Source organism: Paenibacillus sp. FSL R10-2788 (assembly GCF_038003885.1).
GTDB lineage: Bacteria > Bacillota > Bacilli > Paenibacillales > Paenibacillaceae > Paenibacillus_AQ > Paenibacillus_AQ odorifer.
Genome location: NZ_JBBOQA010000001.1, coordinates 141,955 through 166,930 on the forward strand (window position 1 = coordinate 141,955; position 24,976 = coordinate 166,930).

Genomic DNA, 24,976 nt, shown 5'->3' on the forward strand with positions numbered 1-24,976 from the left:
TAGAACCCTCGGGTTCGAACACTCACTCGTGTTCAGTTTTGAAAGAGCAAGTCTCTTTCGTATGCGTTTGGTGGCGATAGCGGAGGGGTTCCACACGTACCCATCCCGAACACGACCGTTAAGCCCTCCAGCGCCGATGGTACTTGGACCGAAGGGTCCTGGGAGAGTAGGACGTTGCCAAGCGGACAACCAATTCATTGGTTGATTCACAATGTTATATATGTTATATGGGCTTTTAGCTCAGTTGGTTAGAGCGCACCTCTGATAAGGGTGAGGTCGGTGGTTCGAGTCCACCAAGGCCCACCATATAACATTATAGAGTAATTTTATGGGGCCATAGCTCAGCTGGGAGAGCGCCTGCCTTGCAAGCAGGAGGTCAGCGGTTCGATCCCGCTTGGCTCCACCATAAATTTTTAAATGAATAATTTTTTCAACTTGATCCTTGAAAACTGGATACCGAAACGAATTTGCGTTTTAGAACATCTTTTAGCAACTTGTGTAAACAAGTAAATGTTATTAGTGAGATTTTTCTTCGGAAGAATCAAGGTTAAGCTAATAAGAGCACACGGAGGATGCCTAGGCGCCAGGAGCCGACGAAGGACGTGGCGAACAACGAAACTGCCTCGGGGAGCTGTAAGCAAGCTTTGATCCGGGGGTGTCCGAATGGGGAAACCCAGCTGTGGTAATTCGCAGTTACTCATTTCTGAATACATAGGAAATGTAGAGGCAGACCAGGGGAACTGAAACATCTAAGTACCCTGAGGAAGAGAAAACAATAGTGATTCCGTCAGTAGCGGCGAGCGAACGCGGAACAGCCTAAACCTAAGAGCTTGCTCTTAGGGGTTGTGGGACGTCTCACATGGAGTTACAAAGGAATATGGTAGGCGAAGAGGTCTGGAAAGGCCCGCGATAGAGGTAAAAGCCCTGTAACCTAAACTGTATTCTCTCCGAGACGGATCCCGAGTAGTGCGGGGCACGTGAAACCCCGTATGAATCCAGCAGGACCATCTGCTAAGGCTAAATACTACCTGGCGACCGATAGTGAAACAGTACCGTGAGGGAAAGGTGAAAAGCACCCCGGAAGGGGAGTGAAATAGAACCTGAAACCGTGTGCTTACAAAAAGTCAGAGCCCGATCTATGGGTGATGGCGTGCCTTTTGTAGAATGAACCGGCGAGTTACGTTTAACATGCAAGGTTAAGCCGAGAAGGTGGAGCCGCAGCGAAAGCGAGTCTGAATAGGGCGATTTAGTATGTGGACGTAGACCCGAAACCGTGTGATCTACCCCTGTCCAGGGTGAAGGTGCGGTAACACGCACTGGAGGCCCGAACCCACGTACGTTGAAAAGTGCGGGGATGAGGTGGGGGTAGCGGAGAAATTCCAATCGAACTCGGAGATAGCTGGTTCTCCCCGAAATAGCTTTAGGGCTAGCCTCGGTATAAGAGTAGTGGAGGTAGAGCACTGATTGGGTGCGGGGTCCGCAAGGATTACCAAGCTCAGTCAAACTCCGAATGCCATATACTTATTGCCGGGAGTCAGACAGTGAGTGCTAAGATCCATTGTCAAAAGGGAAACAGCCCAGACCATCAGCTAAGGTCCCCAAGTGTGTGTTAAGTGGGAAAGGATGTGGAGTTGCACAGACAACCAGGATGTTGGCTTAGAAGCAGCCACCATTGAAAGAGTGCGTAATAGCTCACTGGTCGAGTGACTCTGCGCCGAAAATGTAACGGGGCTAAACACACCACCGAAGCTATGGCTAGATACGTATGTATCTGGGGTAGGGGAGCGTTGTGTAGGGGTTGAAGGTGTACTGAAAAGAGCGCTGGACACTACACAAGTGAGAATGCCGGTATGAGTAACGAAAAGATCAGTGAGAATCTGATCCGCCGAAAGCCCAAGGTTTCCTGAGGAAGGCTCGTCCGCTCAGGGTAAGTCGGGACCTAAGGCGAGGCCGAAAGGCGTAGTCGAAGGACAACAGTTTGAAATTACTGTACCACCGTAATCCGCTATGAGCGATGGGGTGACGCAGGAGGGTAGTGACGCGGACTGATGGATGTCCGTCTAAGCAGTGAGGCTGATGTGTAGGCAAATCCGCACATCGTTAAGGCTGGGCTGTGATGGGGAGCGAAAATTGTAGTAGCGAAGGTCATGATCTCACACTGCCAAGAAAAGCCTCTAGCCAGGAGAAGGTGCCCGTACCGCAAACCGACACAGGTAGGCGAGAAGAGAATTCTAAGGCGCGCGGAAGAACTCTCGTTAAGGAACTCGGCAAAATGACCCCGTAACTTCGGGAGAAGGGGTGCCCCGGTAGTGTGAATAGCACGAGGGGGCCGCAGTGAAAAGGCCCAAGCGACTGTTTAGCAAAAACACAGGTCTGTGCGAAGCCGCAAGGCGAAGTATACGGGCTGACGCCTGCCCGGTGCTGGAAGGTTAAGGGGAGTGGTTAGGGGTAACCCGAAGCTATGAACCGAAGCCCCAGTAAACGGCGGCCGTAACTATAACGGTCCTAAGGTAGCGAAATTCCTTGTCAGGTAAATTCTGACCCGCACGAATGGCGTAACGACTTGGGCGCTGTCTCAACGAGAGATCCGGTGAAATTTTAATACCTGTGAAGATGCAGGTTACCCGCGACAAGACGGAAAGACCCCATGGAGCTTTACTGCAGCTTGATATTGAATTTGGGTACGATCTGTACAGGATAGGTGGGAGCCGTAGAAATCGGAGCGCAAGCTTCGGTGGAGGCGCCGTTGGGATACCACCCTGATCGTATCTAGGTTCTAACCTAGTACCCTTACCGGGTACGGGGACCGTGTCAGGCGGGCAGTTTGACTGGGGCGGTCGCCTCCTAAAGAGTAACGGAGGCGTTCCAAGGTTCCCTCAGAATGGTTGGAAATCATTCGCAGAGTGCAAAGGCATAAGGGAGCTTGACTGCGAGACCTACAAGTCGAGCAGGGACGAAAGTCGGACTTAGTGATCCGGTGGTACCGCATGGAAGGGCCATCGCTCAACGGATAAAAGCTACCCTGGGGATAACAGGCTTATCTCCCCCAAGAGTCCACATCGACGGGGAGGTTTGGCACCTCGATGTCGGCTCATCGCATCCTGGGGCTGAAGTAGGTCCCAAGGGTTGGGCTGTTCGCCCATTAAAGCGGTACGCGAGCTGGGTTCAGAACGTCGTGAGACAGTTCGGTCCCTATCTGTCGTGGGCGCAGGAAATTTGAGAGGAGCTGTCCTTAGTACGAGAGGACCGGGATGGACGTACCGCTGGTGCACCAGTTGTTCCGCCAGGAGCATGGCTGGGTAGCTACGTACGGACGGGATAAGCGCTGAAAGCATCTAAGCGTGAAGCCCCCTCAAGATGAGATTTCCCAATTAGTAAGACCCCTTGAAGACGACGAGGTAGATAGGTTGGAGGTGGAAGTGCAGCAATGCATGGAGCTGACCAATACTAATCGGTCGAGGGCTTATCCTATACGTAGGATGCAGATTCGTTTCGGATTCAGTTTTCAGGGAGTCAAATTCCTGTTTGGATTGCTGTGGTACTGATATCGTTTGGAGAGATACCCAAGTGGCTATAAGGGGACCCTCTGCTAAGGGGTTAGACTGCGTAAGCGGTGCGTGGGTTCGAATCCCACTCTCTCCGCCATTTTCAATCCATAGCAATACTAATTATTGTGGCGGTGTAGCTCAGCTGGCTAGAGCGTACGGTTCATACCCGTGAGGTCGGGGGTTCGATCCCCTTCGCCGCTACCATAATACCTGGAGGCTTAGCTCAGCTGGGAGAGCATCTGCCTTACAAGCAGAGGGTCGGGGGTTCGATCCCCTCAGCCTCCACCATTTTCATCTTTTTAGAATTGCTTTTACACCGTGCCGGTGTAGCTCAACTGGTAGAGCAACTGACTTGTAATCAGTAGGTTGGGGGTTCAAGTCCTCTCGCCGGCACCATTTTTAATTAATGCGGAACCGTGGTGTAGTTGGCCTAACATGCCTGCCTGTCACGCAGGAGACCGCGGGTTCGAATCCCGTCGGTTCCGCCATTTTTTCCACAAAATGAGTGGGAAGTGTAAGACTTTTCCGCTTAATTGTCATGTAATCTTATGGCTCGGTAGCTCAGTCGGTAGAGCAGAGGACTGAAAATCCTCGTGTCGGCGGTTCGATTCCGTCCCGAGCCACCTTTTTTGGGGGATTAGCGAAGTGGCCAAACGCATCAGACTGTAAATCTGCTCACGTACGTGTTCGGTGGTTCGAATCCATCATCCCCCACCATTTATGAGCCATTAGCTCAGTTGGTAGAGCACCTGACTTTTAATCAGGGTGTCGAAGGTTCGAGTCCTTCATGGCTCATCCCAAACAGAAAGTCATCACCTTAGGGTGGTGGCTTTTTTTGTGTTTTTATGTCGTATTATAGTAGCGCGCTGCTGCAGTGATTAACATAATATTAGAGAATATGCTAAAATAGGCGAAAAGAGCAAAAGTGGTGGAGTATGGTGACTATGGATAGCGAAACATTGCGAAAAAAGTTAGAGCAGCTCACCGGAAAGAAAACCGGAATCAAGCAGTTAGGGAGGCAACATTCAGCTTCTCTTTTTAGCCTGGGATTGGAAGCACAAGAACAGCCGGTAATCCATGAAGGTCATCTTTGGGCACCATTATATGAGACTGATGGACGTGTAACCGCTGTCTGGGTGGAATTGGATGGACTTAACTCTTTGGAAATACAATTAGTGAATTATGCAGTTCGAAACTTTGCAATTGCACTAAAAGCTACTGGGGTTAGAGAAGAAGGGGAAGCGGAGGCTCGGCAGCTGGGTACCTGGTTGAACACCGAACTGGAGCAAGAGAAAAATGACTCTGAGATACCCGATGAGATGGCTCTAAAGGGACGTTTATTCGGAGATATGGTTCCATTCCTACTTAGCAGTGAGAATGCACATAGCCCGCAGATCACTTATCGTTCCTTAATGAAGCTGCTGCGCAGCTATTTTGAGAATGAAATTCTGCTTATACCTCTTCAAGAAAAAGAATGGTTAATATTGGCCCGGAAGGAACTACTCACGGGCGGAGATGATAAGGATGAGGAAGAAGAGAGTGTAGATGAAATTCTGGCTCAGACCAGTATGGGCTTACACGAACTGATAGCCAGCGAATGGGTAGGTGTATTCCATTTGGCTGTAGCTCCGGCTATAGTCCCTGTTAAGGGATTGACGGGATCCGTGGCCTTGCTGAGGGAGACCATTGTACTCGGACGTATTTTCCAAGTGGGTGAATATATTCATTTACCTTGGGAGCTGCATTTGGAACGTTTGGTTAACAGCATTCCTGATGCACGGCGTAAACAGTTACTTGGACAGATTGGCGACTATTCTTCCGTATTATCGGATAAAGAGATGCTGATGACCCTGGAGACGTTTTTTGAGATGGATTGTAATGTAAGTGAAACAGCCAAGAAGTTATATATTCATCGCAACACGCTTTTATACCGTCTGGACAAGATAAAACAGGAGACGGGTGCCGATGTGCGTAGCTTTGGGGACGCTGCTATTGTGAAGCTTACTATGCTTTTGTATAAAGTGACGAAAAGGAAATAGGTTTTTTGTGAACGTTACAAATAGCCACCGTGTCCCGTCTAGGGTAATATAAATGTACAAGGAAAAAAGAATTTTTCAATTAATCAATAATTAACTCGAGGGGGAAATACAATGGCAGGCGTACGTTTAGAGCATATTTTCAAAAAATACCCGGGTTCAGATAAAGCAACAGTAATGGATATCAATCTTGATATTAAAGATAAGGAATTTCTAGTATTGGTTGGACCATCCGGTTGCGGTAAATCCACAACTTTGCGTATGATCGCTGGTCTGGAAGAAATCTCCGAAGGTAAAATGTACATTGGCGATCGTGTAGTCAACGACGTTGCACCTAAAGACCGCGATATCGCGATGGTATTCCAATCCTACGCCCTGTATCCGCATATGAGCGTATACCAAAACATGGCTTTCGGTTTGAAACTTCGTAAAGTGAAGAAAGATGAAATCGACAAGAAAGTACGTGAAGCTGCTAGAATTCTCGATATCGAGCATTTGCTAGATCGTAAACCAAAAGCACTTTCCGGTGGTCAACGCCAACGTGTCGCTTTGGGACGCGCTATCGTACGTGATCCACAAGTCTTCTTGATGGATGAGCCTCTTTCCAACTTGGATGCTAAACTTCGTGGTCAAATGCGCGCTGAAATCACTAAACTGGTTAAACGCCTTGAAACCACTTGTATCTACGTAACGCATGACCAAACAGAAGCTATGACAATGGGTGACCGTATCGTAGTTATGTATGATGGTATCATTCAACAAGCTGCTTCCCCTGAAGAGTTGTACAATGAACCAACTAACCTGTTCGTAGCTGGATTTATCGGATCCCCTACAATGAACTTTATCAATGGTACTTTGTCCGAAGCAAACGGTTCTATCCGTTTCCGCGCTGAGAACCTTGATGTTGAAGTACCAGGCGGAAAAGCTCAAATCATCCGCAGCAAAGGCTACATTGGCAAAGAAGTAATTATGGGCGTTCGTCCAGAAGATATCCATGAAGAGCCAGTATTCTTGGAAGCTTCCCCGAACACAATCTTTACTTCATTGGTTGATGTAACTGAAAACCTTGGTCACGAAATGCTCCTTTACTTGAGCGGCCTTGGTAAATCTACTGTAATCGCTCGTGTAGATGGACGTTCCACTACTCGCGAAGGCAGCAAGCCAAAATTGGCTATCGATATGAACAAAGTTCACTTCTTCGATAAAGAATCCGAAGTTAACATTCTGTTGGGATAAGATCGCAGGATCTTTTCTCTCTTGATAAAGCCACCCGAAAGGGTGGCTTTATTGTTTAATTAGGGTCGTAATGGATAGGCGTTAAGATTGCATTCACAAGCGTTATCAATTAAGATAGCAGGAGAATTACCTCCGGAATTGTAATGAGATCGCTGTCAACCGGACGCAGTAAGCGGACATATACCGCAGGTGACGAAAGGACGAATTTACATGGCTAAGAAAGTAAAAGTATCTGAATTGGTACAACATTTTCAATTAGAGGTTATTTCCGGCCAGGAAGGTCTAAAACGACCTATTACGGTCGATGACCTGAATCGCCCTGGACTAGAGATTGCTGGTTATTTCGAATATTATCCGGAAGAACGTGTTCAACTATTAGGTAAGACAGAACTCGCATTCTTCTCCATGCTGCCTGAAGCTGAACGTAAAAGTAGGCTTCGTGGAATCTGTAATGACAATACCCCTTGTATCGTAATTACCCGTAGTTTGGATGTGCCACAGGAGTTAATTGATATAAGTAATGAAAAGGGACTTCCTGTGCTTCGTAGCTCGATGGCTACGACTATTTTCTCCAGCCGTTTGACGAGCTTCTTAGAAGGGAGATTAGCCCCTACAGCAACGATTCATGGTGTACTCTGTGATGTATATGGTGTAGGTATGCTGATTACTGGTAGTAGTGGTATTGGTAAGAGTGAGACAGCCCTTGAACTTGTAAAACGTGGACATAGACTGATCGCTGATGATGCCGTGGAAATCCGCCAGACTTCAGATAACCAGCTGCATGGTACAGCCCCTGAGTTGATCCGTCACTTGTTGGAAATTCGCGGAGTAGGTATCATTAACGTAATGACACTTTTTGGTGCGGGTGCTATCCGTAATCATAAACGGATTACACTTGTCGTTAGATTAGAGGCTTGGCAGCAAGACAAGCAGTATGACCGGCTTGGACTTGATGAGGAAACAACGCGGATTATTGATACCGATGTTCCACTTGTAACCATTCCTGTACGTCCAGGACGTAACCTTGCCGTTATTATTGAGGTTGCTGCGATGAACTATCGCCTGAAGCAAATGGGCTTTAATGCAGCCCTGCAGTTTACGAATAAGTTAACTGCGACCATATCTGAGGATATGGACGATCTCGATTAGGAGTGTGAGACAATGTTCCCATTAGCAATAGATCCTATTGTATTCTCAATTGGATCACTACCTGTACACTGGTACGGGTTAATACTAGGGGTCGGTGCACTCGCGGGATTATTTCTTGCGATCCGCGAGGGCAAACGGTTCGGAATCCCGCAAGAATTCTTTATGGATATGCTGCTACTGGGTGTACCCTCGGCAATTATAGGGGCACGGATTTATTTTGTAGCTTTTAAATGGGACGATTATAAGCATAATCTGATAGACGTCTTTAAGATCTGGAATGGCGGCATCGCCATTTACGGCGCATTAATAGGAGCGATTATTTGCGGAATTATTTATTTCCGTTATAAGGGTTACCCTTTCTGGCGTATTGTTGATATTTGTGCACCTGGACTACTGGCGGGTCAAATGATTGGCCGCTGGGGAAACTTTGTCAACCAAGAGGCATACGGCAGCGTAGTTGAGGAATCTTTTTTACGGGATAAACTGCATTTACCTGACTTCATCGTTAATCAAATGTACATAGGAGATGCTTTTCATCATCCGACCTTCCTGTATGAATCTCTTTGGAGCTTACTAGGGATTGCGTTATTGATGGTTCTCCGTCGTCAGAAGTTTGTACGTGCTGGAGAAATCTTTATGTCTTACTTTATATGGTATTCCATCGGTCGGTTCTTCATCGAGGCTGTGCGTACTGACAGTTTAGCTTTTAACGGAAGTGCAGGACTGGCTTCGTTTATAAACGGCTTATGGAGTCCGATGGAATGGTTAGGTTTTGAACAAGGATATCTGGATCCTGCCTATGGTAATATTCGTATTTCTCAGCTGCTTTCTCTACTTATTATTGTGGCAGCTATATTGCTGATCGTTATTCGCAGAGTAACCGGAGAGCCTAAAGCACATTATTCTGACCCTATCGTATGTACTAAACCGATCCAAGCAGATACTGTAGTGCCAGAAAGCGCAGTAAATACACCGCAGAAAACTCGTCAAGGAACACAACCTGAGCAAGGACAGCCAGCGGATGGAGATAAGAAGGAGCAGTAAAACTTATGATAGAATGCGTTCTTTTTGATCTGGATGGAACGATTGTCGATACGAATGAGCTAATCATTAGTTCATTTATGTACGCGCTGAAGGACAATGGTCTGGCTCCACTGACCAGAGAAGAGATAATTCCGCATATGGGAACAACCCTTCAGCAACAGATGAGAGTATTCCCTGGACTAGAGGATGTAAATGGTACGTTAGAAAAGTCCTATCGTTCTTATAATAATGAGCATCATGATGAGTTAGTGCGGTCCTTCCCGCTTGTAAAGGAGACCATTGAGGAGCTCTCGCGTCGTGGGATCAAACTTGGGATTGTAACTACTAAGATCCGTCCAACAACGATCAAGACTCTGGAAAGGTTCGATTTGCTTAAGTACATGGATACGATTGTGACTGTGAACGATGTTACTGAACCAAAGCCACATCCGGAGCCCGTTCTGACAGCGGTCAAAAACCTTGGCGTTGATCCTCGTAAAACCTTAATGATAGGTGACAGTGCGGTTGATATTCAATCAGCCAAAGCTGCCGGTGTATACGCTGTTGGAGTATCTTGGTCTTTGAAGGGCGAGGATACGCTCCGCAAGTATGATCCGGACTTTATCATCCATAACATGAAGGATATTATAGAAATTATGGAGCGAGGAACGAATGAATCGTGAGAAACGTAACCCGTTATCCAGTAGAAGGTCATAACTCACTTTGGTATATTTACCGTACGGTCAGCCCTTGGAAGGGTGTCCGCAACTTTATTTTTATTCAGATTGCCCGCTATTGTCCGATTCTACCGTTAAAGAATTGGATCTATCGACGGATGCTGGGGATGAAGGTTGGTAAACACACGGCTTTTGGTCTTATGGCAATGGTGGATGTGTTTTTTCCGGAGAAAATAACGGTAGGTGAGAATTCTATTATTGGTTATAACACGACGATTCTGGCGCATGAGTATCTGATCAAGGAATATCGCCTGGGCGAAGTGGTGATCGGTGAAAATGTATTGATCGGCGCGAATACAACGATTCTTCCCGGTGTAACCATTGGAGATTGGGCAGTTATAGCTGCTGGCTCCGTGGTGCACAAAAATGTGGCGGCTGGCTCTTTTGTCGGAGGCAATCCTCTGCGAGAGCTGCGCCCCTCTTCAACGGAAGAACATGCGGAACAAGTGTAAACGATGCTTTTTTAACCCTGCAGTTACATATTGCGTTTTTTTAGCGCAGGTTCTGCAGGGTTTCTTGCGTCTTAGAGAAGATTATTAAGGAAACTTTAAGTTCTTCTTAAGTTTTTAGAACAGATACATTCGATATAATTAGCGTTAGTGATAAGGCGAATCCCACGCTAGGCATTCAGCTTCAAATATCAGAATGTAAAATCAGCAGGTGCAGGCTTCCTGGTATTTTCAGTTTCCACATTCCGCTTAGCGTCTCTATGAACAACCATCATAGTAGAGAAGAGGAATATAATATGAACACTGCGAGACAGGAAAGGCTGCCCCAGCTGGATATTTTCAGAGCATTAGCGATCTTAGGCGTATTGCATGTGCATTCCTCATCTTTTGCCGCTGGAGAGCAGGCACTGCATTCCCCTTATTATTACTGGCTGAACTGGATCAACATTTTCTTTAAATTCGGTACGCCCTCATTTATTTTTCTGAGCAGCTTTGTATTGTTTTATAATTATTATGGGCGTCCTGTGACACGCAGCTTGATTATTAATTTCTACCGTCGTCGATTAAAGTATATTTTATTACCTTATCTGCTAGCCTCTATGGGCTATTACGCACTAACCTTATATGTGAACGGACGATTGACCCAGAACCTCGGTGGCAACCTGTACAGCTTTATTAGAGCGTTATTCTCAGGTTCCGCATATGCGCATTTGTATTTTGTATTTATCAGCATTCAGTTTTATTTGCTTTTTCCAGTACTGCTTAAGCTACTCCAGAGTTCCCGCTTTTTAATTAAATGGGCGGTTCCGCTCGGATTGGCACTTCAGTGGGGGTTTATTTTCTGGAATAAATACGAACTGCACATTGTTGAAAAAGGGAGCCTCGCGATCTCTTATCTGGCTTATTATATGATGGGTGCTTATATCGCAATTCACTTTGAGAAGGTGAAGACTTGGCTGATGAAGCCATGGAGAGAGCTAACTGCCAGGCAAAAAGGATGGACTGCCCTGTTAGTGAGCGGGTGGTTAATTGCAGCCTTTATCCATGTGCAGCTATGGTATGTGGCCCGCCATTTTGGGGTGTGGACGGATTCGCTGTGGTACGAGCTATTATGGAATGTCCATACGATGTTATCAGCATTGGTTCTGTTGTATGCTACATTCCTGATCTATCGTAAGGCCTCTCGCGGGATTGTTGCTTTTTTAACACGTTTGGGTGAACTCTCATTTGCGATATATTTGATTCATCCGCTATTGCTGGCGGTATATCGCAGGTTCCGATATCAGATTCCCCTAGAGTCGCTAACATATGTTTTGTTCATCTACGGAGGGCTTGTGGTCGCACTGGGAGGGAGCTGGCTTATTGTGCAGTTTGCTTTCCGGCGAGTCCCGGGTTCATGGATTATTTTTGGAAGCGTGCCTCGCTCTTTGGAATCCAGTCCGCAGGAAAAGTCAGGTTATATCCCTGAGGAACGGGCAAAGGGGTTCGTGCAGCAGGAGAAATAGCGTTAGAAGAAGGTCTGATACACGCACACGCTTAAACGTGGGGAAGTAGCCTTCATAATATTTGATTAAAAAGGCATCACTTCGATGCGGAGCTTAACAGGAGGAAAGATTATGAGACAAAAAGAAAGAATTCCGCAGCTGGATATTTTTCGGGCGATTGCTATTTTTGCAGTGCTGGCTATTCATGCTACTTCACGAACGTTGGCGGAGACACTAGGTACAAACATGTTTCATCCGTTCTTATTTATTAATAAATTCAGCCAGTTCGCCGTACCTTCATTCATATTTTTGAGTGGGTTCGTGCTCTTCTATAACTATATTGACCGTCCGCTGGGTGGCAAAACGCTAGGAAAGTTCTACACTAGAAGGCTGCTTTATATTATTGTGCCTTATGTAGTATTTTCACTGCTGTATTTTGCGTTAAAAATGAATGCCGGGAATACTTGGGGCTTACCTCCGGGGGAGATGGCTTCTAAGCTATGGAAGTATTTATGGACAGGAACGGCATATACGCATCTGTATTATATTATTATCATTATTCAGTTTTACGTGTTATTTCCGCTTATTTTGTGGTGTTTGCAAAAGGTTCGTCATCTGGCGGCTTGGGCGCCACTGATCGGGTTATTACTACAGTGGGGTTTTGTGCTGCTGAATAAATACATGACCAATCACGGGTATTGGCAGTTATCCAAGGGGAGTCTGGCGATCACTTATTTCTCGTATTTCCTGCTGGGTGCTGGGATTGCAGTGTATTACTCTTCTTTGAAAAAATGGTTAGTGCCTTCACGTGAAGGCTGGCGCGCCGGTAAAGGTCCGGTTTGGATTACGTTGTGGTTGTTATGGATTGTAGCAGGGGTTGTTCATGTTGAGCTATGGTTTAACAATTACACGAAAAAAACTGTCATCAACAGCTTATGGTATGAGGGTTTCTCTAATTTACATGCGCTGCTCTCTTGTGTGGTGCTGTTGCAAATCTCCTTCTTGCTCTATGGGGCGGGTCGTAGCTTGCTGACAAGACTTTTGGTATCTGTGGGAGCATGCTCCTTCGGAATTTATCTATTGCACCCTCTGCTGCTGTATTTCTATAGAAAATTACCGTTTCACGGGGGTTCTCTTGCGTACATCGCAGCGATTGTAGGAGGATGGCTTGTTGCGCTGCTGGTTTCATGGCTGGCAGTGGCTCTCGTCTTCCGGTATGTGCCTGCGTCTTGGATTATTTTCGGATCAGGCGCACCAAAGAAAGCAAAAACAGGCTCCATAAGCGCATAGTCTACTGCTAGGTAATATAAAAGCGCCGGTCTCCCGTATATGCGGGTTGACCGGCGCTTTTATATTTTGTCTATTCTCCAGCTTGTTCCCGCTGAAACTCCGCAATAGCTTGATACTGGCTTTCCAGACTACGGTAGACGGAAATATAAATCGGCAGCAGCTGCTTGTACACTTTGGTATGTTCATCAATCGGATCATGCTGGTAAGTTGAACCGATCATGTCGAATACAACATCGAAGGAGTCCACACGGCCCGTTGCGTAAAGACCAAGCACTACTGCTCCGAGGCAGGAGCTTTCGATACTCTCCGGAATGATGACCTCTTGATCAAAAATATCAGACATCATCTGCCGCCAGACTGAGGAGCGGGCGAAGCCGCCTGTAGCCAGAATTTTGCTAGGACGCCCGATTTGCTCTTCCATAGCCAGTAGAACCATATACATATTGAAAATCACGCCTTCTAGTACCGAGCGAATCATATGCTCCTTATGGTGATTCATCGAAAGGCCGAAGAAGGAGCCACGAGCATCAGGATTCCACAGCGGTGCCCGTTCACCAGTTAAGTAAGGATGGAACAGAAGACCACCGCTACCTGCCGGAACTTGTTCCGCGATGCGCGTTAGAACCTCGTAAGGGTCAATGCCAAGACGTTTGGCGGTTTCGACTTCAGAAGCAGCGAACTCATCCCGTACCCAGCGGAACAGCATACCGCCGTTATTAACGGGCCCTCCGATCACCCAATGTTTTGGGGTTAAGTTATAACAGAAGGTCCGTCCTTTAGGGTCGGTAAGCGGGTTATCCACTACGGTGCGAATCGCTCCGCTTGTTCCAATCGTTGCGGCCACTACACCGGGTTTAATCGCGCCTACGCCAAGGTTGGACAAGACGCCATCACTGGCTCCTACGACAAAAGGTGTAGTCGGGAGCAGTAACAGCTCCTCTGCTAGACCGGGAAGCAGGCCTTGCATGATCTCTGTGGTGGGAACAAGCCGTGAGAGTTGATCTGGTGAAATATGGGCTATCTCCAGGGCCTCTTTATCCCACTCCAAAAGTTCAAGGTTGAGCATGCCTGTAGAAGAGGCAATGGAATGATCGATGATGTATTCGCCGAACAGCCGAGCGAATATGTATTCTTTTATAGAAATGAATTTATAGGTTTGTTGAAACAACTCAGGCTGCTCATCCCGAAGCCACATTAGCTTGGTAATCGGTGACATAGGATGAATAGGCGTTCCTGTGCGCAAATACAACTCATGTCCGTTAAACTCGTTCTTCAGGCGAAGTGCAGACCCGGCACTACGGTTGTCAGCCCAAGTGATGCAGGCGGTAAGTGGTTTACCCAGCTGATCAATTGCAATGACACTGTGCATGGCTGAACTGAAGGAGACGAATAGGATCTTATCTGGAGATACGGCGCTTTGCCGCATGACATTAGAGAGGGTATGAAACACTGCACGTAGGATTTGCTCTGGGTCCTGCTCCGCTATAGAAGGGGAGGGTTGATGCAAGGGATAACCCATATTCGCTTGTGCAACTATGGCTCCATTCTCCTCGAAGAGAACTGCCTTTGTACTTGTAGTACCAATATCAACGCCAATCATATAGGATTTAGTCAAGCGTTAGCCCTTCTTTCTAGGTGAAAGTATATTTTTAGAACACCAATTACAAAATTATGAAGTACAATCGTATTAGCTCATTATAGTATTCGATAAGCGGGGAGGCAAAAATAAAGAAAATGCCAAACGCTCGACTAAGGGTTTGATTGACGAAAAAGCAGTGAGCATGATACGATATTGAAAATACTTTAATTTGCTACCACTTTACCATAGTAAAGTAAACATAAACAGTATCTAATGATAACTGACGAGGTGAACAATGAAGATGTCCAAACCAAAGGGATTTGAGAAGCCGTCTGGCGTTCGGGACTATCTGCCCCGGGCCGTAACGAAATTGCGCAAAATTGAGAACGATGTACTGCATTGCATGAGTCGCTGGGGATATCAGCAAATGATGACTCCAACGTTGGAATATTACGATACAGTTGGCGTGGCTAGCTCTACGTCCGACCAGAAGCTCTATAAATTACTTAACAATCGTGGTCAGGCTTTGGTGCTTCGATCAGAAATGACTGCCCCGGTTGCCCGTGTTGTTGCCTCTCTATTAAAGGATGAGCCACTGCCATTGCGTCTGTCATATCACGCGAATGTATTCCGTGCCATTGAGGAAGAAGCGGGGCGGGAAGCGGAGTTCTTCCAGACAGGTGTAGAGCTGGTAGGTGATGATTCACCTGAAGCTGATGCGGAGGTAGTTGCGCTTGCTATTTCTTCGCTGCAAGCCGCGGGTGTGAAGTCTTTTAAGATCGCTATGGGGCATGTAGGCTTTCTAAATGGGTTATTTCAAGAGGCACTTCCTGAACTGCCTGAGGCTCAAGAGGAGCTGAAAAGTCATTTGCTGGGCCGTGACTATGTTTCTTTCCGGGAGACTTTACGGCGGCTGGATCTTACAGAAGCGCAGAAGAACGAACTGGATGGGCTGCTGCGTCTGCGCGGAGGCAAGGAGATTTGTGGACAGGCGCTAGAGCTGAGCAATCATCCGCTCGCGCGTCATTCGATTGATCATTTGTGCAAGGTGTGGGAGGTGCTGGTCTCTTACGGCGTATCACAGCATGTACTGATTGACCTGACGATGATCGGGGACTTTTCCTATTATACTGGCATGACTTTTGAAGGTTATGCAGCGGAATTAGGATTTCCGGTATGCAGTGGTGGTAGATACGACAATCTGCTGCAACAGTTTGGGCGTCCGATCCCATCCACAGGATTTTCCTTAAAAACGAATCGCATCCTGGATGGTGTAACTGGAGTGGTCGAAGAGGAAGAGCTGCCTATTTTGATCCAATATGATGCGATTCGCAGAAAAGAAGGCTTGGAAGAGGCAACACGCCTGCGGTCAGAGGGTCATGCAGTCGTTACTAGACTTGCTGCAGGTCCAGAAGAGCTTGAAACGGTGAAGCGTTTGGATACGGACACGGTTGAAGCAGAGGGTGTACGGTACGGTGAGATCTATACATTCGTATCTTTTGTAAGTGAGCATGGCTGAGGATATCGCTAGTACAAAAAGCGATTAACATAAATTTTGCATGGAGATGGAAAAGGAGGCAACTTAACAATGGCACAGATATTGAAGGTGGCTATGCCAAAAGGCCGGATTTACGAAAAGGCTGCTGAGCTGTTCCGCCAGGCAGGTCTTCCGATTCCACCGGACGGTGAGGCATCACGCAAGCTTGTTATTCCGCTGCCTGAGGCAGGGATGGAGTTTATATTGGCGAAACCAGTAGATGTACCTACATATGTAGAATATGGCGTGGCGGATATTGGGATCGTGGGCAAGGATGTTTTGCTGGAGGAAGATCGTGATGTATACGAGCTGCTTGATCTTGGCATTGCCCGCTGCCGGATGTCGATCATCGGATTGCCGAACTGGCAGCCGGGAATTCAGCAGCGTGTAGCGACGAAATATCCGAATGTAGCTTCAAGGTATTTTAGGGAGCAGGGCCAACAGGTCGAGGTAGTGAAGCTGAATGGATCCATCGAGCTTGCACCACTGATTGGTCTGGCCGATCGTATTGTGGATATGGTAGAGACCGGGCAAACGCTGCGGGACAACGGATTAATCGAAATGAAGAGTATATTCGAAATTACAAGCCGCCTGGTGGCAAATCGTGTGAGCTATCGGATGAAAAATGAAGAGATACAGCAACTGTGTGACCGACTACAGGCAGTTATAGGGCAACCTAATTTGCGGTAGGCGGCAACAGATGTTAGGGGTAAAGGGAGGAACCAGCGATGAAGGTTGTGTCGAGCAAGGACTTTAAGCTAGAGCGGGAAGTGGAGTATGGTACGCCAGAGCAAAATCAGGCGGTAAAGGAAATTGTGGCCGCCATTAAAAAAGAAGGAGACACAGCGCTTCTTCGCTATACGGAGCAATTTGACCGGGTTGCACTTACGCCGAATCAACTGCGGGTAACGCCGGAAGAGCTTCAGGCAGCGTATGGCCGAGTAGAGCAATCTTTCGTATCTGCCATTCAAGCAGCTGCAGCCAATATCCGGGCGTTCCATGCCAGACAGAAACGGAATTCATGGATGGATTTGCAGCCGGATGGCACGATTCTGGGGCAGATTATTCGTCCGCTGAAGCGGGTAGGGGTATATGTACCTGGTGGCAAAGCAGCTTATCCCTCCTCGGTGCTGATGAACGTGATCCCAGCACAGATCGCGGGTGTGCCGGAGATCGTCATGGTGACTCCGCCATCCACCGGCGGCAAGGAAGGGATTGACCCTTATATCCTGGTTGCTGCCGCAGAAGCAGGTGTGAATGAAATCTACCGTGTGGGCGGAGCACAGGCGGTAGCTGCTTTGGCTTTTGGTACGGAGAGCATAGCGCCGGTAGATAAAATATGTGGGCCTGGCAACATATACGTTGCGCTGGCTAAACGCGAGGTATATGGCGCCGTGGATATCGACAGTATCGCGGGTCCAAGCGAAATTGTCGTGCTGGCAGATGAGACCGCTGAGCCGGCTTATGTCGCAGCGGATCTACTCTCGCAGGCCGAGCATGACGAGATGGCCTCGGCGATTCTGGTCACGCCATCGCAGAGCCTGGCGGATAACGTGGCGGCCGAAGTGGAGCGTCAGCTGCAAGAGCTGCCGCGTCAGGCGATCGCCCGTTCTTCGGTAGAGAATTACGGCGCGATCATTGTTGTGGAATCTATGGAGGAAGGGATCTCCGTAGTGAATAGACTGGCACCAGAGCATCTGGAGATTGTTGTCGAAGATCCTATGGGCCTCGTAGGCAGCATTGAGAATGCTGGAGCCATCTTCCTGGGAGCGTATAGCTCCGAGCCCGTGGGTGATTATTTTGCCGGGCCAAATCATATTATCCCAACCAATGGGACCGCACGTTTCTCGTCACCAGTGGATGTGGATGATTTTATTAAAAAATCAAGTCTGATCTATTACAGTAAGGAAGCACTCTTGCGTGATGGGAAGACCATTATAGAGCTGGCACGTCGCGAAGGCTTAGAAGGCCACGCACGAGCCATTGAGATTCGACTCAAGAACGAAGGAAAAGGTGGAGACGGATATGGAGAACAATAACGAACAGGCCCTGCGCCAAGCTGGATTAAGCCGTAAAACAAACGAGACGGATATAAAGTTGTCTCTTAACGTAGATGGAAGTGGAGTTTCAGAGCTGGAGACGGATGTTCCTTTTCTGAATCATATGTTGGATCTGTTCACGAAGCACGGACAATTTGACCTGTCTGTACAGGCGCGTGGAGACATCGAGATTGATGACCACCATACTGTTGAAGACATTGGGATCTGCCTAGGGCAGGCACTGCACGAAGCACTGGGTGATAAAAAAGGAATCAAACGTTATGCGAGTGTTTTTGTACCGATGGATGAGGCGTTGGCGCAGGTTGTGATCGATATCAGCAATCGCCCGCACTTTGAATATCGTGCAACCTATCCTTCACAGCAGGTGGGCAGCTTTTCGACGGAGCTTGTTCAGGAGTTCCTGTGGAAGTTCGCGCTCGAAGCACGGATTACGTTACATGTTATCGTACACTACGGTTCTAACACACACCACATGATTGAGGCTGTATTCAAAGCGCTTGGACGGGCGCTGGATGAGGCAACATTGATTGATCCCCGTGTGAAGGGTGTGCCTTCTACGAAGGGAGTGCTGTAGGATGACTGTTGCAATCGTCGATTATGGCATGGGCAACCTGCACAGTGTGAGTAAGGCGGTAGAACGTCTCGGTTATGAGTGTTTAGTGACGGGTGATGCCGAGCAAATTCTCGCTGCTGATAGTGTCATTCTGCCAGGTGTCGGTGCATTTGGCGATGCGATGGGGCATCTGCGGGAGAATGGTTTGGATCTTGTCGTCAAACAGGTAGCCGCTGGAGAGCAGCCTCTGCTTGGGATCTGTCTTGGTATGCAGCTGTTGTTTAGCACCGGTGAAGAGCATGGCAGCCATGAGGGGTTAGATATTCTCTCGGGTTCAGTGGTGCGGTTCGCTCCTAGAGATGGCTATAAGGTGCCGCATATGGGGTGGAACAAGCTTAGCTTTAGACAGCCGGAGAATCCGCTTTTTGTTGGCCTTGAGGAGGGGCATGTGTATTTTGTCCACTCTTATCACGCGCTTGTAGCAAAAGAGAGTGATCTGCTGGCTGTCACAGATTACGGTTACCCAGTCACGGCTATTGTCGGGCAAGATAATGTGTTCGGTATGCAGTTCCATCCGGAAAAAAGCGGAGAGCTGGGAATCAAGCTGTTGGGTAATTTTTTGAAATATAAGAAAGTATAAGTTTCACAATATACTTTATCCTTATATTTCTCGCTTAAACGCTTACCGTCCTTATAAGGACGACGAAGGCGTTTATACTTGAAGATTAAGAGAGAGCGGGCGTAAGCCACGCTATAAATATAATGTAACGAAAGTGGGGAGCGCCAAATGTCTTCTTTTATTGTATATCCGGCGATTGATATCCGGGATGGAAAGTGCGTCAGGCTGCAGCAGGGGGATTACAATCAGGAAACGATATACAATGATAGTCCACTAAAGGTGGCAAAATCATGGGAAGAGCAAGGTGGAAAGTTCATTCATTTGGTGGACTTAGATGGTGCGAAAGCAGGTCATCCTGTGAACGATGCGATCATCGGTGCTATTGCTGCTAATGCTAACGTTCCTGTGCAGGTGGGCGGCGGTCTTCGCAATCTTGCGGACGTAGAGAAATTGCTCGGACTTGGCGTTAGCCGCGTCATTATCGGTACTGCTGCGATTAACGATCATGCTTTTACCGAAGAGGTATTGGCAAAATACGGCGATAAAGTAGCGATTGGCATTGATGCGCGCAACGGTTATGTTGCTACACACGGCTGGCTGAACACTTCCGAAGTTCGTGCTGAAGCTCTTGCCAAAGAATTGGCGGCAAAAGGAGCCGAGACGTTCATTTACACCGACATCTCCCGTGACGGGATGATGCAGGGGCCGAACGTGGACGGTATCCTGTCCATGGCGCAAGCCAGCGGTAAAACAGTGATCGCCTCCGGCGGAGTCACCAGTCTTGATGATCTGTTGCGTCTGAACGTGCACAGCGGCAGTGGTGTAGGTGGAGCTATTGTTGGCAAGGCGTTATACACGGGCAATATTGATCTTTCTGAAGCTTTGCGAGCGCTTGGGCAGAAGTAGCGTTGGGCGAACGCGCTAATTGATGAGCGGATGAACAAAAAGACGACATGAGCTAGCCATGGAATAGTGGATCAATGAAACAGACAGAACCAACAGTGGGTTAAAGAAATAGACTTAACAGTAACGTAGTGAACACATATCACCAAATCACCAAATCACCAAACTAAATTAATAGACGAGCGAATGAACAAAAAGACAATAGATGAACTGGCCAATGAGCAGTGGGTAAAAGAAATAGGTGTAATGAATAAAGTAGCAAATCACCAATGACCAAACTAATTAATAGACGAGCGAATGAACAAAAAGACAACAGTTGAGCAATCCAATGAGCAGTGGATAAAAGAAATAGACGTAACAGTAAATGAGTAACTAATAATAATTAAATGAACGCACAGAGAAGCAAACTAGCAAAAGTTTAAACGACCAAACGAACAAACGACCAAACAAGTAAACCAGCAAATGGGCTTAACAACAAACCAACAAAGCAACAAAAGAGCTAAAACAAACCAGCTGACCAATAAAGCAACAAACCCAACTAGCTAATGTGTTTCACTTTGTACAATCAAAACTGGTTAAAAATCTCCTTTTCGTGAATTCTAAAGGAAATTATTGTATGAAATGCAACAGACTGCTCAACTAGAGGGTATGAGTTCGATTCTATTGCACTGAGTGCAATAGAATGTTGAACTAAGCTGGTTATCGGCTAAAACCCGCTGCACAATCTGCTACAATAGGCGTAATTAGGCGGCGGGAAGGGTATTTTTCCTCGGATGATGATTTAAGTGTACTTTATACAGCTATTTTTCACATTTAGAGCTGATTAGCTAATTTAGTTGTATTTCGTGCAGCTATAACTCAGAGATGAGTTGATTTATAAGCTCATCCTCAGATTTAGTTGTACGAAATGCAGTTAAAAGAGTGGCTTGCAAAAAGGCTGATAAAATAACTGCACGTTGTGCAACTAAATACTCGTGGGCTTGCAGGTGGCGCGAGCCCTTCCGACCACATAAGGGCCAAAACCGCGGAACATGAAGGTGTTATGGATCTAGGAAGCGGCCCCGAAGGGGTTAGCGATCATAGCACATGTTCAGTAGTGTGGGCTATGGTTCAGCCGGGTGGGCTATGATCCGCCATGCCAACAATCAAGGTTTCCAAAGGGCAGCGGCCCTTGGGCTCCCCCTGGGCTAAGAGGGCTTTAGGGGGACCGACACACTTTAGGCGTTTGAAACGCTTTTTAAAGAAAGGGGGATTTCATAATGTTAGCAAAACGTATCATCCCTTGTCTTGACGTTAAGGATGGACGGGTAGTCAAAGGCGTTAACTTTGTGAATCTGCGTGATGCTGGAGATCCGGTAGAGCTAGCGGCACTGTATGACCGCGAGGGCGCAGACGAGCTTGTGTTTCTAGATATATCGGCTTCCGTAGAAGGTAGAGCAACGATGATCGAGGTTGTGCGGCAGACCGCCGGTGAGATTGCCATTCCTTTTACAGTGGGTGGAGGGATCTCTACAACTGATGATATGAAAAGGATTCTTCGTGCAGGCGCAGACAAAATCGGCATTAATACGGCAGCCATCACTAATCCTCAGTTAATTTTGGAGGGTGCTCGCCGATTTGGCTCCCAGTGTATTGTAGTAGCGATAGATGCTAAATATAATGAGGCTTTTGGTGAATGGGAAGTGTACACTCATGGCGGGCGTAAGCCCACCGGCATCCGTGCTCTGGCTTGGGCTAAAGAAGCTGAAAAGCTGGGCGCAGGCGAGATTTTGCTCACTAGTATGGATGCAGATGGCACAAAAGACGGCTTCGATCTGAAGCTAACCTCGGCAGTATGCGATTTGCTCAGTATTCCTGTGATTGCTTCTGGCGGCGCTGGGAAGAAGGAGCATTTTTACGATGTATTTACGGAAGGGAAAGCCGATGCGGGACTTGCGGCGACCATTTTTCACTATAAAGAGATTGCAATTAATGATTTAAAGGCAGATTTGAAGCAAAAAGGGGTAGAAATCCGATGAGCGAAACACAAAAGAATACAACAATAAGCCAAAAAGAAGCTCTGGCAGGCATTCGCTGGAATGAAGCTGGTCTGGTGCCTACGGTTGTTCAGGATGCTAGCAGTTTAGAGGTACTGATGGTTGCTTATATGAACTCCGAATCGTTACAGCTATCACTGGAGAGTGGTCAGACTTGGTTTTGGAGCCGCTCACGCAGCGAACTTTGGCATAAAGGCGGAACCTCAGGCAACACACAAGCTATTACCTCCATATCCTATGATTGTGATAGCGACACACTACTCGTGAAGGTTGTGCCTGAAGGACCAGCTTGCCATACTGGAGCTACGTCATGCTTTTTCCGTGAGATTCCTTTGAATAACCCAACAACAGATGCCTCGAAACCAGTGTCTAGTTTGACAGATGGTGAGCGTTTTGCTGTTCTTGGTGAGCTGGAGCGTGTGATTGCTGAGCGGGAAGTAGAACGCCCGGAAGGCGCGTATACCACTTATTTGTTTGATAAAGGCGTGGATAAGATCCTCAAAAAGGTAGGCGAGGAAGCTTCCGAGACCATTATTGCCGCCAAAAATAAAGATAACGCCGAGCTGCGCCTTGAAGTCAGCGATCTGATCTATCATCTGTTGGTATTGCTACAAGAACGTAAGCTTCCACTGGATGAGATTATGGAAGAGTTGAGTACCCGTCACGAACGCCCACGCCGGGATCAGTACTAAGGGGGACTGAGTGATGCATATTGATTACCACACGCATCATGAACGCTGTGGCCATGCCGTGGGTAAGCTTGAGGAGTACGTGCAGCGCGGGATAGAGCTTGGACTTCAGCAGCTGGGGTTATCTGACCACTTGCCGCTTATCCACGTAGATCCCGCCAGCTATTATCCTGAAATGGCTATGCCAATGGCTGAGCTGCCTCGTTACGTGGAGGAATGTCTAACCCTAAAGGAGCGTTACCGTGGAGTCATAGATCTGCGGGTGGGGCTGGAAGCCGATTATATCGAAGGCTACGAAGAGCAAATCCGCGAGGTTTTGTCACCGTATCCATGGGATTATCTTATAGGTTCTGTGCATTTTCTTGGGGAGTGGGATATAACGGATCATCGCCAGGTTCATGGTTGGGAAGGCAAAGATGCGCTAGAGGTATATCGTCTTTATTACGATGCGGTAAAGAAGTCGGCGTTATCGGGATTATATGATATTATAGGACATATGGATGTTATTAAACGGTTCGGTTATGGTCCACAAACACCGGAGGGCAAGGCTGAGGTGAAGGCGCTGGAGCTAGAGACCTTAAAGGTTATAGCGGATAGCGGAATCGCCATGGAGCTGAATGCTTCCGGACTTACGAAGCCTTGCGCTGAGATGTTCCCGGCGGAGCACCTGCTACAGGAGGCCCTAAAGCTCGGCATACCGCTGACATTAGGCTCCGATGCACATGATCCTGCCAAGCTGGGGGACGGGCTGCAAGAGGCGCGTAGCATGCTTTGGCACACTGGTTTTCGTGAGCTGGCTGTATTTGAGGGACGCCGCCGTACCACTGTTCAGTTCAAACTATAATAATTTATAATCCGCAGGAGGGTATTATGCATCATCAACAATTACGTATTTTTTCCGGTTCGTCGAATCCAAAGTTAGCGGCTGATATTGCGGAGCGACTTGGTGTTGAATTGGGGCAGATAAAGCTGACCCGCTTCATGAGCGGCGAGATTTACGTTCATTACGAAGAAAGCATCCGGAACTGCGACGTATTTTTGGTGCAATCCCTTTCGCATCCCATTAATGAGATGTTCGTGGAACTGCTGGTGATGATAGATGCTGCCAAACGGGCTTCAGCTCGCACAGTGAACATTATTGTGCCGTATTATGGATATGCTCGGCAGGAGCGGAAGTCCGCACCTCGTGAGCCGATCTCGGCTAAGATGGTGGCTGATGTGCTGACGACCGCTGGAGCAACCCGCGTAATCACCATCGATTTGCACGCAGCGGCGATTCAAGGCTTTTTCAACATTCCGGTCGATCATCTGACTGCACTCGATTTGATCAGCAGCCATTTGAAAGCCAAGGCAATGTCTGATCTGGTCATTGTTTCCCCGGATGCAGGGCGTGCGTCTATGGCTGAGAAGCTGGCGAATAAGCTGGATTCACCTTTTGCCATTATGATCAAGAAGCGTCCAGCCCATAATGAATCGGTAATCACTCATGTGATTGGTGATGTCGAGGGACGGACACCAATCATTATTGAGGATCTGATCGATACTGGGACGACCATTGTGAATGTGGTAGAAGGTCTGAAGGAGAGAGGTGCGAAGGACAGTATTGTCTGCGCGACGCACGGATTATTCTCAGGGCCCGCGCTACAGCGGCTTGACCATCCTTCTATTCAGGAAGTGGTTACGACAGATTCTATTGCACTGCCTGATGACCATTCAAGTCGGTTTACGGTACTATCTGTTGCACCGATGCTTGCCCAGGCTACGCACATCATCCTTGAGGGTGGTTCAATCGATAAGCTATTTAGAGACGCGGGAATTTAATTCCCCGTCTTTTTTATTTTTTGTCAAAAAAGATGTTGTAAGCAGAGTGGTAGAGTCTTTCTCAACTTGAGATTCTCGCTGTCACATGTGGTATACTGTGTGGAGATACCCGCGCCCAATAAGGGAACGGAATAGCGATTAAGGATGGAGCTCCGGCATACCCCATAGGGCGCCGCCCTCCTATTTTTCGTTAGTATAAGGAAGCTTCTTATAAGGGAGGTGCCTTG

General features: G+C 47.6%; 19 protein-coding genes, 10 tRNA genes and 2 rRNA genes. 30 read left to right on the forward strand and 1 reads right to left on the reverse strand.

The window, feature by feature from the left end; all coding sequences use genetic code 11:
• The first annotated feature begins 66 nt into the window (after positions 1 to 66).
• From rrf to NSQ50_RS00765, 20 genes are all read left to right on the forward strand, one after another.
• Positions 67 to 183 (forward strand): 5S ribosomal RNA (gene rrf / locus NSQ50_RS00670).
• Positions 184 to 229: 46 nt separating this feature from the next.
• Positions 230 to 306 (forward strand) — tRNA-Ile (locus NSQ50_RS00675).
• A 24-nt stretch (positions 307 to 330) separates the two neighbouring features.
• Positions 331 to 406: transfer RNA gene (locus tag NSQ50_RS00680), tRNA-Ala, on the forward strand.
• Between the two features lie 139 nt (positions 407 to 545).
• Positions 546 to 3,471, forward strand: a 23S ribosomal RNA gene (locus NSQ50_RS00685).
• Between the two features lie 82 nt (positions 3,472 to 3,553).
• Positions 3,554 to 3,645: transfer RNA gene (locus NSQ50_RS00690), tRNA-Ser, on the forward strand.
• Positions 3,646 to 3,675: 30 nt separating this feature from the next.
• Positions 3,676 to 3,752: transfer RNA gene (locus NSQ50_RS00695), tRNA-Met, on the forward strand.
• An 8-nt stretch (positions 3,753 to 3,760) separates the two neighbouring features.
• Positions 3,761 to 3,836: transfer RNA gene (locus NSQ50_RS00700), tRNA-Val, on the forward strand.
• 32 nt (positions 3,837 to 3,868) lie between these two features.
• Positions 3,869 to 3,944, forward strand: a tRNA-Thr gene (locus tag NSQ50_RS00705).
• 14 nt (positions 3,945 to 3,958) lie between these two features.
• Positions 3,959 to 4,036, forward strand: a tRNA-Asp gene (locus NSQ50_RS00710).
• A 62-nt stretch (positions 4,037 to 4,098) separates the two neighbouring features.
• Positions 4,099 to 4,171 (forward strand) — tRNA-Phe (locus NSQ50_RS00715).
• Positions 4,172 to 4,179: 8 nt separating this feature from the next.
• Positions 4,180 to 4,265 (forward strand) — tRNA-Tyr (locus tag NSQ50_RS00720).
• A gap of 5 nt (positions 4,266 to 4,270) precedes the next feature.
• Positions 4,271 to 4,343: transfer RNA gene (locus tag NSQ50_RS00725), tRNA-Lys, on the forward strand.
• 149 nt (positions 4,344 to 4,492) lie between these two features.
• Positions 4,493 to 5,587 (forward strand): PucR family transcriptional regulator, encoded by a 1,095-nt coding sequence (locus tag NSQ50_RS00730; RefSeq protein WP_036687042.1) that lies wholly within the window; start codon positions 4,493 to 4,495, stop codon positions 5,585 to 5,587.
• 111 nt (positions 5,588 to 5,698) lie between these two features.
• Positions 5,699 to 6,820, forward strand: a complete 1,122-nt coding sequence (locus tag NSQ50_RS00735) for an ABC transporter ATP-binding protein (RefSeq protein ID WP_076126826.1) — start codon at positions 5,699 to 5,701, stop codon at positions 6,818 to 6,820.
• A 210-nt stretch (positions 6,821 to 7,030) separates the two neighbouring features.
• The gene (hprK, locus tag NSQ50_RS00740) at positions 7,031 to 7,969 is read left to right on the forward strand and encodes an HPr(Ser) kinase/phosphatase (RefSeq protein WP_036687047.1); all 939 of its coding nucleotides are present in this window, start codon (positions 7,031 to 7,033) and stop codon (positions 7,967 to 7,969) included.
• A gap of 12 nt (positions 7,970 to 7,981) precedes the next feature.
• A complete protein-coding gene (gene lgt / locus NSQ50_RS00745; protein WP_076126827.1) occupies positions 7,982 to 9,013 on the forward strand; it encodes a prolipoprotein diacylglyceryl transferase in 1,032 nt (343 codons plus the stop codon).
• Positions 9,014 to 9,018: 5 nt separating this feature from the next.
• Entirely contained in the window at positions 9,019 to 9,675 is a 657-nt protein-coding gene (gene ppaX / locus NSQ50_RS00750; RefSeq protein ID WP_340949236.1) for a pyrophosphatase PpaX, read from the forward strand.
• On the forward strand, positions 9,672 to 10,181 hold the full coding sequence (locus NSQ50_RS00755; RefSeq protein ID WP_170914218.1) for an acyltransferase: 510 nt from the start codon (positions 9,672 to 9,674) through the stop codon (positions 10,179 to 10,181). The genes ppaX and NSQ50_RS00755 overlap by 4 nt, the downstream gene beginning before the upstream one ends.
• A 293-nt stretch (positions 10,182 to 10,474) precedes the next feature.
• Positions 10,475 to 11,683, forward strand: coding sequence for an acyltransferase (locus NSQ50_RS00760; RefSeq protein WP_076186883.1), 1,209 nt, complete (start codon positions 10,475 to 10,477; stop codon positions 11,681 to 11,683).
• 111 nt (positions 11,684 to 11,794) lie between these two features.
• Complete coding sequence (locus tag NSQ50_RS00765; protein ID WP_076224854.1) at positions 11,795 to 12,952, forward strand: acyltransferase; 1,158 nt, start codon at positions 11,795 to 11,797, stop codon at positions 12,950 to 12,952.
• Between the two features lie 70 nt (positions 12,953 to 13,022).
• On the opposite strand, the gene gntK is transcribed toward NSQ50_RS00765, so the two are convergent.
• Complete coding sequence (gene gntK / locus NSQ50_RS00770; RefSeq protein WP_076224865.1) at positions 13,023 to 14,552, reverse strand: gluconokinase; 1,530 nt, start codon at positions 14,550 to 14,552, stop codon at positions 13,023 to 13,025.
• Positions 14,553 to 14,832: 280 nt separating this feature from the next.
• On the opposite strand from gntK, the gene NSQ50_RS00775 reads away from it, so the two are divergent.
• The 10 genes from NSQ50_RS00775 (at position 14,833) to NSQ50_RS00820 (ending at position 24,749) form a co-directional block, all read left to right on the forward strand.
• Positions 14,833 to 16,050 carry an ATP phosphoribosyltransferase regulatory subunit gene (locus NSQ50_RS00775; protein WP_036687060.1) on the forward strand — a complete coding sequence of 406 codons (1,218 nt, stop codon included), beginning with the start codon at positions 14,833 to 14,835 and terminating at the stop codon, positions 16,048 to 16,050.
• 69 nt (positions 16,051 to 16,119) lie between these two features.
• Positions 16,120 to 16,758 carry an ATP phosphoribosyltransferase gene (gene hisG, locus NSQ50_RS00780; protein ID WP_036687062.1) on the forward strand — a complete coding sequence of 213 codons (639 nt, stop codon included), beginning with the start codon at positions 16,120 to 16,122 and terminating at the stop codon, positions 16,756 to 16,758.
• Positions 16,759 to 16,796: 38 nt separating this feature from the next.
• Positions 16,797 to 18,107 (forward strand): histidinol dehydrogenase, encoded by a 1,311-nt coding sequence (hisD, locus tag NSQ50_RS00785; protein ID WP_076126836.1) that lies wholly within the window; start codon positions 16,797 to 16,799, stop codon positions 18,105 to 18,107.
• Positions 18,094 to 18,702: an imidazoleglycerol-phosphate dehydratase HisB gene (hisB, locus tag NSQ50_RS00790; RefSeq protein WP_036687073.1), complete on the forward strand. Its 609-nt coding sequence runs from the start codon at positions 18,094 to 18,096 to the stop codon at positions 18,700 to 18,702. Before hisD ends, hisB begins: the two co-directional genes overlap by 14 nt.
• 1 nt (position 18,703) lies before the next feature.
• Positions 18,704 to 19,321, forward strand: a complete 618-nt coding sequence (hisH, locus tag NSQ50_RS00795) for an imidazole glycerol phosphate synthase subunit HisH (protein WP_076224852.1) — start codon at positions 18,704 to 18,706, stop codon at positions 19,319 to 19,321.
• 147 nt (positions 19,322 to 19,468) lie between these two features.
• On the forward strand, positions 19,469 to 20,206 hold the full coding sequence (gene hisA, locus NSQ50_RS00800) for a 1-(5-phosphoribosyl)-5-[(5-phosphoribosylamino)methylideneamino]imidazole-4-carboxamide isomerase (protein WP_036687075.1): 738 nt from the start codon (positions 19,469 to 19,471) through the stop codon (positions 20,204 to 20,206).
• Between the two features lie 1,256 nt (positions 20,207 to 21,462).
• Positions 21,463 to 22,221 (forward strand): imidazole glycerol phosphate synthase subunit HisF, encoded by a 759-nt coding sequence (gene hisF, locus NSQ50_RS00805; protein ID WP_076101059.1) that lies wholly within the window; start codon positions 21,463 to 21,465, stop codon positions 22,219 to 22,221.
• Positions 22,218 to 22,931 (forward strand): bifunctional phosphoribosyl-AMP cyclohydrolase/phosphoribosyl-ATP diphosphatase HisIE, encoded by a 714-nt coding sequence (gene hisIE / locus NSQ50_RS00810; protein ID WP_036687080.1) that lies wholly within the window; start codon positions 22,218 to 22,220, stop codon positions 22,929 to 22,931. Before hisF ends, hisIE begins: the two co-directional genes overlap by 4 nt.
• A 13-nt stretch (positions 22,932 to 22,944) precedes the next feature.
• Entirely contained in the window at positions 22,945 to 23,772 is an 828-nt protein-coding gene (gene hisJ, locus NSQ50_RS00815; protein WP_076224850.1) for a histidinol-phosphatase HisJ, read from the forward strand.
• Between the two features lie 26 nt (positions 23,773 to 23,798).
• Entirely contained in the window at positions 23,799 to 24,749 is a 951-nt protein-coding gene (locus NSQ50_RS00820) for a ribose-phosphate diphosphokinase (RefSeq protein WP_036687083.1), read from the forward strand.
• Positions 24,750 to 24,976: the final 227 nt, after the last annotated feature.